At 70.6% G+C, this 12,590-nt stretch carries 13 protein-coding genes; 3 read left to right on the forward strand and 10 right to left on the reverse strand.

The genetic code is table 11. The features are described 5' to 3' along the window. The 4 genes from ACFRAV_RS30515 to ACFRAV_RS30530 form a co-directional block, all read right to left on the reverse strand. Nucleotides 1-330 (reverse strand): hypothetical protein (locus ACFRAV_RS30515; RefSeq protein WP_382560598.1); only part of this gene is annotated, 330 nt, incomplete at its 3' end. After that, nucleotides 327-1,541: an MFS transporter gene (locus tag ACFRAV_RS30520; RefSeq protein WP_382560601.1), complete on the reverse strand. Its 1,215-nt coding sequence runs from the start codon at nt 1,539-1,541 to the stop codon at nt 327-329. The genes ACFRAV_RS30520 and ACFRAV_RS30515, both read right to left, overlap by 4 nt. A gap of 131 nt (nt 1,542-1,672) precedes the next feature. Next, nucleotides 1,673-3,064: an amidohydrolase family protein gene (locus tag ACFRAV_RS30525; protein ID WP_382560603.1), complete on the reverse strand. Its 1,392-nt coding sequence runs from the start codon at nt 3,062-3,064 to the stop codon at nt 1,673-1,675. A gap of 70 nt (nt 3,065-3,134) precedes the next feature. Next, nucleotides 3,135-3,884 (reverse strand): Atu4866 domain-containing protein, encoded by a 750-nt coding sequence (locus ACFRAV_RS30530; protein WP_382560606.1) that lies wholly within the window; start codon nt 3,882-3,884, stop codon nt 3,135-3,137. A gap of 332 nt (nt 3,885-4,216) precedes the next feature. On the opposite strand from ACFRAV_RS30530, the gene ACFRAV_RS30535 reads away from it, so the two are divergent. After that, nucleotides 4,217-4,519, forward strand: coding sequence for an Atu4866 domain-containing protein (locus ACFRAV_RS30535; RefSeq protein WP_382560609.1), 303 nt, complete (start codon nt 4,217-4,219; stop codon nt 4,517-4,519). A gap of 99 nt (nt 4,520-4,618) precedes the next feature. On the opposite strand, the gene ACFRAV_RS30540 is transcribed toward ACFRAV_RS30535, so the two are convergent. The 3 genes from ACFRAV_RS30540 to ACFRAV_RS30550 all read right to left on the reverse strand — a co-directional run bounded on the left by ACFRAV_RS30540 (nt 4,619) and on the right by ACFRAV_RS30550 (nt 7,831). Then, nucleotides 4,619-5,485: a helix-turn-helix transcriptional regulator gene (locus ACFRAV_RS30540; protein ID WP_382560612.1), complete on the reverse strand. Its 867-nt coding sequence runs from the start codon at nt 5,483-5,485 to the stop codon at nt 4,619-4,621. A gap of 269 nt (nt 5,486-5,754) precedes the next feature. Continuing rightward, nucleotides 5,755-6,639 (reverse strand): helix-turn-helix domain-containing protein, encoded by an 885-nt coding sequence (locus ACFRAV_RS30545; protein WP_382560615.1) that lies wholly within the window; start codon nt 6,637-6,639, stop codon nt 5,755-5,757. A 289-nt stretch (nt 6,640-6,928) separates the two neighbouring features. Beyond that, entirely contained in the window at nt 6,929-7,831 is a 903-nt protein-coding gene (locus tag ACFRAV_RS30550) for a helix-turn-helix transcriptional regulator (RefSeq protein WP_382560618.1), read from the reverse strand. A gap of 175 nt (nt 7,832-8,006) precedes the next feature. Between ACFRAV_RS30550 and ACFRAV_RS30555 the strand changes: the two genes are divergently transcribed. Further along, nucleotides 8,007-8,846, forward strand: coding sequence for an SDR family NAD(P)-dependent oxidoreductase (locus ACFRAV_RS30555; RefSeq protein ID WP_382560621.1), 840 nt, complete (start codon nt 8,007-8,009; stop codon nt 8,844-8,846). Between the two features lie 34 nt (nt 8,847-8,880). Here ACFRAV_RS30555 and ACFRAV_RS30560 read toward each other — a convergent pair whose 3' ends face one another. Together ACFRAV_RS30560 and ACFRAV_RS30565 are read right to left on the reverse strand one after the other, a co-directional pair. Continuing rightward, nucleotides 8,881-10,311: an IS200/IS605 family accessory protein TnpB-related protein gene (locus ACFRAV_RS30560; RefSeq protein ID WP_382560624.1), complete on the reverse strand. Its 1,431-nt coding sequence runs from the start codon at nt 10,309-10,311 to the stop codon at nt 8,881-8,883. 511 nt (nt 10,312-10,822) lie between these two features. Then, nucleotides 10,823-10,951 (reverse strand): hypothetical protein, encoded by a 129-nt coding sequence (locus ACFRAV_RS30565; protein ID WP_382560627.1) that lies wholly within the window; start codon nt 10,949-10,951, stop codon nt 10,823-10,825. A 355-nt stretch (nt 10,952-11,306) separates the two neighbouring features. On the opposite strand from ACFRAV_RS30565, the gene ACFRAV_RS30570 reads away from it, so the two are divergent. Further along, nucleotides 11,307-11,780, forward strand: coding sequence for a cupin domain-containing protein (locus ACFRAV_RS30570; protein WP_382560630.1), 474 nt, complete (start codon nt 11,307-11,309; stop codon nt 11,778-11,780). Between the two features lie 601 nt (nt 11,781-12,381). On the opposite strand, the gene ACFRAV_RS30575 is transcribed toward ACFRAV_RS30570, so the two are convergent. Then, the coding region (locus ACFRAV_RS30575) for a hypothetical protein (protein ID WP_382560633.1) at nt 12,382-12,590 on the reverse strand (209 nt) is incomplete at its 5' end.

Raw genomic sequence — 12,590 nt, forward strand, 5'->3', positions numbered from 1 at the left:
CCTGGTCACCCGCCAGGACCACGCGATCGCTCCCGACGTCCAGCGCTTCATGTCGGAGCGAGCCGGCGCGCACACCGAGGAGGTCGACGCCTCCCGCGCCGTGATGATCAGCCGTCCCGGTGCGGTCACGAACATCATCGAGACGAGCTGTCCGCGCCGGCGACCGAGAAGGTCGCCAGTGGGCGGGCCGTGGCTGATGAAAGAGGGCAGGATCCTGACCGAAGTCGCCCAGCATCGGATGCGGGTTTCGCTTCCGGCCCACTGCCGAAGCACGCCCGCCGCACGGGCCGTCGTCGCGGCCGCCGTCATCAAGGGGATTGCCCAGGTCACGGGGTCCGCTGGTGGCCGAGGGCCGGAAGAGCCAGGAGGACGCCCAGGGCGAGCAGCGCGGCGACGACGAGCAGGATGCCGCGGAAGCCGAACCCGGTGAGCGCGTCGGTGAGCTGCGGGCCCAGGCTGGCGCCGATGAACATGCTGCATCCGTAGAGGGCGACCGCCGCGCCGCCTGCGTGCGGGGCGTTGGCGTTGATGGTCTCGACGATGGCGGGTGCCGCTGCGGCGACGGCGGCCACGAACAGCAGCAGGGCGACGGCCAGCGAAACGGTGTGGCCGCCGAGGAAGGCGCCGGCAGCGACGGCGAGGGCAGCCAGGGCGAAGCCGAGGACCGCGCGCAGGGGTGCGGGGAGCCGCTGGAGCACGGGGGCGAGCAGGGGGACGACGACCAGGGCGGGCAGGGCGAGGACCGCAGCGGAGTTACCGGCGATACTCGGCGGTCCGGCGATGGCCACCGCCGTGTAGAGGCCGACGAAGGCGGACATCAGGGCGACGGTGGACAGGTAGAGGGCGCCCAGCCGGGGCCGGCGCAGAAGCCGGGGCATGGCGGCGAATGCCTGCAGGAGGCCGCCGCCGGTGCCGTGGCGCGGGGTGGGTCGCAGCACTCGGCGAACCGGGGCCAGGCCCAGCGCCATCAGGGCGGCACCGAGCCAGAAGACCGCGCGCCAGCCGAGCCCAGCCGCGACGGTCTGGGCGCCGATCTGCATGACGATGGCAGCCGCGAGCATGCCGCTGGTGATGCAGGCGAGGGCGGTGCCGCGGCGCCGCGGGGCGATGTGGTGCACGACGTAGGAGAGGGCGGAGGGCGCGAAGGTCGCGGCGGTCAGTCCCTGCAGGCTGCGCAGGGCGATGGCGGTGGGAAGGTCGGAGGCCGCGCCGACCGCGGCGGTGGCTGCTGCGGCGGCAACCAGTCCAGTGCTGATCACGGCGCGTGGCCCGTAGCGGTCGACGAGCGGGCCGGCGAGGAGGAAGCCGGCGGCGTAGGAGAAGCCGAACGCGGTCGCCGTCCAGGTGGCCTGCCCGGGTGTGGAGCCGAGCGCGGCGGCCATGGGGTTCAGCAGCGCCAGGACGGTGTACATCTGGCCGACCATCAGGACGCCGAGCGCGGTCAGCAGGAGGGTGGTCGGGGCGACCGGGGCCCAGCCCGGCGGTTGGTCGGGCGTGCTGCTCTTGGCCGCGTGCCCGGGTGTTGTCGTGGGGTGGGACATGGGAACTCCCGAAGGGGCGTCTGGTGGCGGCCCCGTGTGTTTGCGCGCGATGCGATCGGCCGACGGCACCGTCGGGTGATGGGGTCCCCCGGCCGGCGTGCGGCCGGCCGGGGGACGATGAAGGCGGATTCTCAGGCGGCCGGGGTGTTCAGCACGTACTCGCGCGAGGCGTGGACCTCGGCGCGCAGGGCGGACAGGTCGACGTCGAGGACGTTGCCGTTCCACTTGCGGGGCTCGCCGTTGATGAGCACGGCGCTGATGTTGCGGGCGTCGGAGCCCAGGACGACGGTGCCGATCGGGTCGTTGAGCGGCATGTTGTTGATGTCCTCGGCCTGGAAGACCAGCAGGTCGGCCTTCTTGCCGGGGGTGAGTGAGCCGGTGACGGCGGCCAGGCCGTTGGTGCGGGCGCCCTGGAGGGTGGCGAAGTCGAGAACGTCATGCGTGGTGATGCGGGAGGGCTGCTGGTCGGTGCCGTAGGCGGCGTTGACGGCGCGCATCCGCTGGATGGCGTGCAGGGTCCGCATCTGCGTGAACATGTCGCTGGCCAGGGCGACTTCGACGTCGATGCTCAGGCCGGGACGGATGCCGACGGACAGGGCCTCGTCGATGGCGGGGATCGCGGTCTCCAGGCCGATCTGGGCGTCGGAGGTGGGAGCCAGCGCCACGGTGGTGCCGGTCTCCCCCATCGCCTTCCAAGCGTCGGAGGTCAGTCCGGTGGCGTGGATGAGGGTGATGTCGGGACTGAGAACGCCGTCCTTGGCCCAGCGCAGGATCGCCTCCGAGGAGGACGTGCCGAAGACGGCGTCCACGCTCACTCCGATGCCCAGGTCCTTGGCGACGCGGGCGAGTTCGGGACCGTACGCGAGTGCGGGGCCGGCGATCTCGTCGGTGGCCAGGGTCGCCAGGCGCAGGGTGAGCAGCTGGTCGTCGCTGCTGAAGTACCGGTCCTTGACGCGGGCCAGGTCGCCGGGCCACTGCCGGTCCCACTCACCGAAGTGAGGGCCCATGGAGGCGTGCACGCCGCGGATGCCGGTGTCGACGAGGGCCTCGATGGCGGCGTCGGAGTGCTCGCGGGTGCGGGAGTTGTGGGAGAAGTCGAGCATGGTCGTGATGCCGCTGTCGATCGCGGTGAGGGCGGCCAGCCTGGTGCCGATGTACATGTCCTCGGGCCGGTAGACCGTGGCGTAGCCGGCCAGAGTGGACATGACGTAGCCACCGAGGTCGTCGACGTCCGGCATGATCCGGCGCAACTGGGCCTCCCAGGCGTGCCGGTGGGTGTCGACGAAACCGGGGCTGAGGATGGTGCCGGTGGCGTCGACGACCACGGCGTCGTCCGCGGCGAGGTCACGGCCGACGGCGGCGATGGTGTCGCCCTCGACGAGGAGGTCCCCGCCCGCTATGACGCCGAGGTCGGGGTCCATGGTGACGATGGTCGCGCCGGTGAACAGGATGCGCCGCTGATCGGCGGTGCGGCGCCGGAGCTCTTCGAGGACGGCTGCGCTGGTGGTGTCGTCGACGTTCATGAGAGGTCGTCTTTCCGTACGGCGGATGGGACTGGAAGAAGGACTGTGGGGGCGCCGACGGGCGCAGAGGTCAGCCCAGCTTCATGACGTAGCCCGCGTGGTGCAGTTCGTCGCCCTGGAACTCTCCGTAGGCCCAGAAGCCGAGGTCGTCGAGGTAGTCGATGCGGTCGCCGTCGATCCAGTAGCGGCCCTGGTAGGCGTGCGGGCGTCCGCCGCGGGTCTCGTCGTAGCGACCGTCGGCAGTGAGCTCCTGGTGCAGGAAGTCGTTCCTGTCGATCCAGACGCCGACCCGTGGGCTGCCGGTCATCTCCGGTGCGGCCGGGATGCCCGCCTCGGGGGCGGTGGCCCGGCCGGGGACGTCGGCGCCGGCCCAGAGGACGGGCCGGCCGGCCGCGACCAGCGCGCGGACCTGCCCCGGCCGGGTCGTGAGGGTGGCCATGGCGCTCGGCACGTCGGCGGCGAGTTCGTCGGGCACCACCAGGAAGTCGGTGGTGTTGCCAGGGGTCAGTGTCGCGACGTACTCGGAGCGGTGGCCGCGTCCGCCCAGCAGCGCGACGGTGTCCACGACGGCGGGGACGATGGTCGTGCCCGTGCAGTCGACGACGATGGCGTTGTCGTCGCCCGCCGCGGTGATGATGCCCGGGCCCACGCCCACCAGTAGAGAGCCGACGAACAGGAGATCGGCGCCGGTCATCGTCCCGATCAGCGGGTCCATCGTCATGATCCGAGCGTTGGTGAACAGGACGGGGCGCCCCTCCTCGTTCGAGAGGATCTCGTCGAGGGCCTTCGGGTTCCAGCTCACGGTGCCGGTGATGGTCATGGTGCTCCTCAGGGAATTCGGTTCATCGGTCTGCCCGATGCGCGAAGCGGGCGCCGGTGCAGGTGGGCGGCAGCCGCTCGGCAGCTACGGCAGCTGCGTGACCATCAGGTTCGTCGCACGGCGGAATCGGAACCAGGCCGCCGTCATCCCAGGTGCGCGGCACCCACGGTCGGGCCCGCTGCTCCGACAGGGGTCCGGGAGACTCGCCCACGACGACACCCTGATGCGCTGCGCCGTACCGCTCGCGATCGTGGGTGCACCGCACCCAGGATGCCCGCACCGGGGGAGACGGCGGCCTGGTTGCCCTCGGCCGCGGGGCCGACCATGGGGCCATGACCAACAACGACACGCCCCGCGATCCTCACCCGTACGTCGGGATGTGGGTGACCGCGGACGGATTCATCCGCCAGGAGCTGCTCCCGGACGGCCGCTACGACGAGGCCCGCGGAAACCGGCAGAGCGCCTATACAGGCAGCTACACCGTCACCGGCAACCACCTCGACTACGTCGACGACACCGGCTTCACCGCCACCGGCGACATCCGCGACGGCGTTCTCTTCCACGAACACCTGGTGCTCTACCGCGAAGGCGACGAGCGTGCCCGGCAGGGACGCGTCCGGTCGCACGGCCGGTAGGTCACGCGGAATTCGTGTCGGGGCCGCACCCGCCCTACTCGGCGGGTGCCCGGCGGGTGCCGACGGCGGACGGGCTCCGCCCGTCCGGAACGTGGCGCATCAGGTGCTGCCGAAGACCCCGCCGGGAGCTTCCCGCCCCACCCGTGCGGATCCCCCTTGATCGGAGCGGGAGCGGAGTTCTGCGAGGGCAGCCGCGGTGGCACTCGCCGGTTCGGCCTGGTAGACGACCAGTTGCTGGTGCGGGGCGCCGTTGACGGTGAAGGCCGAGAACCCGATCTCCAGGGCGCCGACCTCGGGGTGCGCGAGGTGCTTCGCCTGCTGGGTCTTGCCCCTCACCTCGTGCCGTGCCCACAGTTCGGCGAATTCGGGGCTCTTCGCGCAGAGCGTATGGACGACTTCGGTGATCCGCGGGGAATCGGGGTCGTATCCGTAGGCCGCACGCAGTTCGGCCACGCACGAGTTCGCGGCCTTGTCCCAGTCCTGGTAGAAGGTACGCCCGGCCGGGTCCAGGAAGGTCATGCGGGCCAGGTTGTCGAACCGCTGGAATCCGCTGTGCAGGGCTGCGGCGAGCGCGTTGTGCGCCAGGATGTCCAGGGCCGGTCCCAGAATGAAGGCGGGGGTGTCGGACCAGTTGTCGATCAGCCGCAGAAGCTGAGGGCTGATCCGACGGTGACCGGCGGGAACGCTGCGAGGCGCCCGGGTGAGTCGGCGAAGATGGTCGTGTGCCTCGTCGTCCAGGTGGAGGGCGGCGGCGATGGCGTCGATCACCTGGGGCGACGGGCTGGTCTCCCGGCCCTGTTCCAGGCGCATGTAGTAGTCGGAACTCACGCCCGCGAGCATGGCGACCTCCTCACGGCGCAGCCCAGGTACCCGCCTGCGCCCGTGCTCCGGCAAGCCCACGTCCTGCGGTTTGAGGGCTTCGCGCCGTGCTCTGAGGAAATTCCCCAGAGGAGTGCTGTCGCTCATGACCCCAGCCTTGTGGAAGGGAACGCCGACCGTCGGCGGAGGGGGCCTCCAAGCGTCCGGCCATGCCGCACCCGCAGGGTCGGCCATCCACGGGATTCAGCGCCCGGCGCATCTGTGGTGCCCGGCGTGATCAGCGCCTTGTTCTCCCCCACATCCACCCAAGGTGCGGAGCAGTGGGCCCAGGCTGACACGCCCCGGAACGCGGGGCCCAGTTTAGCACCCCGGGAACGCGGAGCCGAGGCGGGGGCTTCTCACGGCCGCGCGCGCATTCAGCCCGAGACAGCGTCCGGCGTCGCCTCCGGTGCGGGCACGGGGCCGGCACTGAGCGAACCGAGCAGGGCGAGGCCGTCGGCGGAGGACGTGCCCGGTTCGGCTTGGTAGACGACGAGTTGCTGAGTGGGGGCACTGTTGACGGTGAAGGTCTCGTGGTGCAGTTCCAGGTCGCCGACCTGGGCGTGGTGGAAGAGCTTTGCCCCGCGCGTCTTGCCGCGCACGTCGTGGCGTGCCCACAGAACGCGGAAGTCGGCGCTTTTCACGGACAGTTCGCCCACGATCCGGCTCAGCCGAGGGTCGTCGGGGTCGATGCCGGCCGACCGCCGCAGCGCGGCCACGGTCGACTCGGCGGCCCGATCCCAGTCGAGGTGGAAATGCCGCGCGGCCGGATCCAGGAACGTCATGCGCAGCAGGTTGTCGGACTGGGTGAAACCGGCGTGGAGGGCGCTTGCCAGCCGATTGTGGGCCAGGATGTCCAATGCGGGGCCCAGGATGAAGGCGGGCGTGCCGCTCCACGTATCGAGGAGTCGCCGCACATGCGGGGCTACGCGTTCGACGCGCGGCGCAGGGCGAGTCCGGCGGGTGCTCGGGGCGGCCACGCGAAACAGGTGGGCCCCCGCTTCGTCGTCCAACCGCAGCGCCCGCGCGACGGCCTCGAGTATCTGCCGCGACGGATGCCGTTCGCGGCCCTGTTCCAGGCGCATGTAGTAGTCGGTACTCACCCCGGCAAGCATGGCGACCTCCTCACGGCGCAGCCCAGGCACCCTGCGCCGACCGGAGGCAGGAATTCCCACGTCCTCGGGGCGCAACCGGGCACGCCGTGCGCGGAGGAAACCTCCCAGCGCGTTCTCGGCGGCGGGATCATCCTTGTCCGTTTCCATACGTCGAGGTTAGGGCTCCGCAATGCCTCGGCCCATGGGCGAAGGGGGGCGCGCTTCACCCAGGAACAGCGCACCCTGGACAACCGCGATCCGGATCGTCCGACGATGGCGGCGGCCGCAGCACCCGAGGGAGTCATGGTCACAGAGAGCAATCAGAAACCTGGCGGCCGCTCAGGCAACACGGGAACGAGAAACCGCTGGCCGAACGGCCGCCACCGGCGACCGACCAGCACCACGCACCACCGATCTGACGCCGAGTAAGGCTCCTGACGACCGGAGCGGGCGTGCGTCAGTCGTGCGTTCCCGGGGCTCGTGCTGTGACGCTGCCGGTACTGGCTGACTCACTGCTCCATTGGGCCAGCAGGCGCAGGGAGGTTTCGGACGGACTGCCGGGTCGGGTGCTGTAGATGAAGAGGATCTGGTCGGGGTCGTCTGCGGGGGTGAGGGCCTGGTAGGTGACGGTGAGGTCGCCGACGAGCGGATGGTGGTAGTCCTTGGTGCCGGTCGTGCGCCGGTGGACTCTGTTGTCGGACCAGAAGCGGCGGAATTTCTCGCTGCGTATGGACAGGTCGCCGACGAGGGCGCTCAGGGCTGGATCGTCGGGGTGGCGGCCCGCGTCGAGGCGGAGCATGGCGGCGGTGTCGGCGGCGACGCGGGTCCAGTCCCGGTACAGCTCGCGTGCGTGCGGGTCGAGGAAGACGAAGCGGGCCTGGTTCCGCTCGGCCGCGGGCAGCGCGCGGAAGTCGGTGATCAGGCGTCCGGCGAGTGGGTTGTGGGCCAGCACGTCGAGGCGCCGTCCGAGGACGAAGGCGGGGCGCCCAGTCTGCTGGAGGGCTTCCAGCAGGTCCCAGGTGGCGGGGTGGACCCGCTGGGGGCGGGGGCGGCGGCGCCGGGCGGGCCGGGGGCGGGCGAGCGTGTGCAGGTGGCTGCGCTCGGCGTCGTCCAGGTGCAGGGCGGTGGCGAGCGCGTCGAGGACCTCCGTGGAGGCGCTGCGGCTACGACCTTGTTCGAGGCGGGTGTAGTAGTCCACGCTCACCCCGGCCAGTTGGGCGAGTTCCTCCCGACGCAGTCCGGCCACCCGGCGTCGGCCCAGGCCCGGGTCGTCGAGCCCGGCTTCCTGTGGGGTGAGGCGGGTCCGGGCGGAACGGAGGAATTCCGCCATGGGTGCGCTGGTGAGGTGCTCACGGTCCATGCCTCCAGGGTCGCGCAGTCGCCGAGGCTTCGGCGGCGGAAGGGTGGCCCACTTTGTCCCCCGATCAGGTGGGCCCCTCTGAGGCCTCTTCTGCCTGCTCAGAGCTGCTTCAGTGGATGTCGCAGCCCGCCATCGCACGGGTGGCCGGGCGAAGCGAACGTTTGGAGAAACCTTCATGGCAACGTGGTTCATCACCGGCGGATCCCGCGGGCTGGGACTGGAGATCGCGCGGGCAGCACTGAACGGCGGCGACAACGTCGTGGTCGCCGCCCGTGACCCGCGGAAGCTGCCGGACGAGCTGCGCCGGCACGACCGTGTACTCGGTGTCGCCCTCGATGTCACCCGCAGCGAGGACATCGCCGCCGCCGTCGAGGCGGCCGCGGAGCGCTTCGGCCGGATCGACGTCCTCGTCAACAACGCGGGGCGCGGACTGCTCGGGGCGCTGGAGGAGATCACGGACGCCGAGGCGCGGTCCTTGTTCGATCTCAACGTCTTCGGGCTGATCAACGTCACCCGCGGGGTCCTGCCCGCGATGCGGGCGGCCGGAGCCGGAAAGATCGTGAACATCGGTTCCCGCTCCGGCTTCGAGGGCGAGCCCGGGGTGAGCATGTACAGCGCCTCGAAGTTCGCGGTGGTCGGCATCAGCGAGGCGCTCGCGGTGGAGCTGGAGCCGTTCGGAATCCAGAGCATGGTCGTGGAGCCCGGCGTCTTCCGCACCGACTTCCTCGACAGCACTTCCCTGTCAACCGCCGCTGCGCGCATTCCGGCCTACGACGGCACACCCGCCCACGACACCCTGGACTGGATCGACACCGCCAACCACACCCAGCTCGGTGACCCCGTCAAGGGCGCCGCCCTGATCTACGAGGTCACCAGTAGGGACAAGCTCCCCGGGCACCTGGCCCTGGGCCGGGACGCGATCGAACGCCAGCTGGTCAAGATCCGACGCCTTCAGGACGACCTCACGGCCTGGCAGGACAAGTCCGCCGCCACAGCCTGCGACGACGTCGCCTGATCACCCTGACCCTGAGCAACAGGAAGTACCGTTCTTAAAGACTGAGCGGGAGTGAGCCCTGGATCCAGGGCTCGTTCTCAGCCGCGTGTCCCGAACGGTGTTGGGCACGCTGGTCGCCCGCTTTCGCCTCGGTGTCCGGCGGGACGGATCGTGTCCGTTGTCCGGGGATCGAGGGGCGGGTTTCCTCACGCCTGCGGGTGCCTGGTTCGGTCTGGGCGGCTCGATGTCCCGCACGATCGCTCCGGTCGTGCGGGGGCGTTGCCGTCCGACGCCGGACCGGGTGTCCGAGGGCGCGTCGTCCGATGGCGATGGCCGCGGCATCATGCCGGGTCATCGCACGGGTGGGGGCGGTGAGGGGTTTCTGCCAGTGCTGGGCGCCCCACCGGCTGGTGTAAGCGGGATCCACGGCGACGATGATCAGGCCGTGCTCGGCGGCCATGTTCACGATCCGCGCCTTCAACCGGCCGGTTGGGATCCCGGAGACCGTTTGCCGGAACCTCTTGCGGCGTCCGTGTTTCTCGCGGGTGGTGCTGTCGGAGAAGTCGAGGTCCTCGATCGCCACCGCCCCCACACCCTCACGCACCGCCCAGTGCATCAGCCGGGTCAGCGCATGCCGCAACTGCGCATCACGACGCGACGCGGGTCCGGTGAGGTCGTAGGCGAAGCGGCGCGGCCCACCCACAGGGTTGCCGTGCGCGTCGAGGCGGTAGGCGGCGAGGTGATCGGCGTTCATGTCCACGCCGATCACCCCCTGCGCTCGTGCGGCTTCGAGCGGAAGAGCCTGAACGGCGGGGCGTTTCCACGACGCGGTCAGGTACCAGCGGTCCCGGACCGGATCGTGGCGGATCTCGTAGGCGACAGCACGGTTGGCGTCGATGCGGTCGGTCCACTCCTCACCGCGGTGCGCGAACGCCACCCGGCCTGTGAGGACGTACCGGCCGTGCGGGGCGTTCGCCAGATGCTCCAGCGGCCTGGGCAGCTTGACGCTCACCTCACCGCCCGGGGCGACACGGATGGTCTCGTTGCCGAACCTCTTGCCCGACTCACCGTCCGCCGACAGGAACGCCCGGGCGGCCTCCCACCGCGCCCGCCACTCGTCCTCGGTGAGGCCGGCCTCCGCCAGATGGTGGCGCGTGGTGGCCAGGCGTTTGCCGCCCCGCACCACATGGACCCGGCCCGCCTCCCAGTCCGCCCTCACCTCCGCGTGCCGGGCCTCCAGCGCCCGCAGCCGCTGCGCCTTCTGCCTCCACTCGAAGGCCGACCGGTAGCCGCCAGGAGCCCGTTTGGCGCCCTTGGCTCCGAGTGGCTGGGCGAGGCGGTGGCGGATGGCGTTGATGGTGGTCTGGAGCTGGTGGAGGTGGGCGGCCTGGGCGCGGCGGACCAGCGCGTACTGGTCGTGCGTGGCTTTGGTGACCGCACCCGCCCACCGCGACGAACACGCGGCCGTCAGCGCCTGCTTCCGCACCGCCCACGACGCCACACTCCGCTCGAAGCCGGCCCGCCCGTAGAGCCGCAGGTCACGCGAGGCCAGCGAACCCAGATGAGCACCGACCCTGCCGCAGCACCTCCACGTCCAGCGCCGTCAGGTCCTTCAGCCGGGTCCGGATCGCGCACCCGGACGCCTCCCGCACCACGAACGGCACACGCAACGACCGCAACGGCCCAGCCACACGGGCAGCGGCCAGCGCGCGACGGCCTCCGCCACCGTGCTCCACCGCCTCGACCGCTCCCACACCTCCACAACGACAGGCACTCGCACACCGTTACGCTCACACAAACAGGTTCAACAGCCAACTGTTCCGAACCCCTTCCCCATGACGTCCCGGCTGACCGGACGGCCGTGGTCACCGGCGCCTCCAGCGGAATGGGGCGGCCACCGCACGCCGACGTCTGTGGCACGGGGGCGCGGCACCACGATCCGGCGCGGAATCCCGGAACCGATGACGCGCGCGGAAGCCTCGGCCCCGCCACCACCGTCACGGTGGTGGCGAGGCCGGAGCTGGTACGTCCTGCTGCGGGCCCGCCATCGCCCCCAGGACGGCGCGCTGCTGCTCGGAGATCACCGGCCCCGCGTCCCGGACGGTGCGCGGTGTCTGCCCGCTCACGCCGAACCGGCACAGCCAGCCGATCGGCATCCCCGCGCCGAGGGACCACGGTACTGCGCGAGACAGAACGATCGGTATTGACGATCAGGCGCCCCGCGTGTGAATCTAGTGAGACCGAACGTTCTCTCTGTGCGCTCCTCTCGGGCAGGTACGACGGGGACAGCCGCCCGGTCGCGCGACGTCCTTGCGGCATGCGCCTGGCCGCGGGAAGCGCCGAGGTGACGGGAGGTGTCGGCCGGCCCGCGCGGCACGGGGCCTGAGGGCACCTGTGCAAGAGATCCACGCACCCGGAATCCCGCACGAGCCTGAAAACGTATGAACCCGAACGCTCCATGTGACGTACAAGGAGTTTCTCATGTCACTCCACCTCCCGCCTCTCCATGTCCCAGTGGACCAGGGAAAACCTGTCTTCCTCGTCGGAGACACCTACACGACGTTGCTCTCGTCGAAGGAGACGAACGGAGAGCTCTCTCTCATCGAGGCCGTGGTGCCCGCCGATGCCGGCCCGCCCCCGCACACCCACCACGGTGAGTCCGAGACGTTCATCCTGATGGAAGGTCACCTCACGATTGCGGCGGGTGACAACGAGTACGAGGTGGAGCCGGGCGGCGTGGTGTACGTCCCGAAGGGGGTCCGGCATTCCTTCCGGAACACCAGTGGAACCAAGCCCGCCCGCATGTACTTCCTCTACACACCGGGCGGCATGGACGGAATGTTCCAGGAAATCGGAACGCCAGGTACGCGCGGAACAGTGGGGCCCCCGCTGACCGAAGCCGACGTGTCGGCAATGGCGGCGGTAGCCGCCAAGTACAACTACACGCTCGACTGACCCGCCCCAGACCATGACTGACGGCCGGAAAGCCTGACGAAAGCACCCGACCAGAATCACGGTCGCCACGGCTGCGAGCCTGAACCAGTGCCGATCCGTCGAAGCCGCACCGCAACTGAGAGTGGCCGTGACACCTGACGACCAGTTGGCGTACGGCCTCAAGGGCACGGGACCGTTGCTCGTGGCAGTCCACGGCATCACCGAGAACCGAAGCTTCTGTGACCCTGTCTGCCTGCAGCAGCACTTCCGCGTGCTGCGCGTCGACCTGCGTGGCCATGGGGGCTCGCCTCGGAACTCGCGACTGCCTATGCAGCTCGTTGTCCGACCCGGGGTGTGGTCAACATTGACCAGTCGCTGTGGGTCGGGCCCGCTGCCTGTGGAGACAGCCATCGCTGTGCGGGGAGAAGGCTTCGCGGACTTCGTTCGTACGGTTCTCGCCGCGCTGTACGGTGAGCTGGACCCTCGGCTCGTGGCCGATGTCGAGCGCCGCCGCACCCTCGCAGAACCCGGTGTCGCTGCCGCCGTCCATGGCGGGGCCCGCAGCGGCGAGCACGGCTACGCGCAGACCGACGGACTCCGGGCGGCCATGGCGGAACGCGGGTCAGCTCCTTGTGCCGGCCTTGCTGGAGACGATGGCCACGCCCGATCCCGCCCAGGTGCCGCCGGCCGTGTACGCCAAGGCCGAGCGCGGCACCGCATCGCGCAGGAGTCCGTCGCCCGCTCCGTCGAGGCCGGAGTCCGCGTTGTCATGGGAACCGACGCGGGCCTCGTCAGCGGCGGTGGCCGGTTCCCCACGGTCTCTGCCGTGGC

Source organism: Streptomyces sp. NPDC056600 (genome assembly GCF_042792855.1).
Lineage (GTDB): Bacteria > Actinomycetota > Actinomycetes > Streptomycetales > Streptomycetaceae > Streptomyces.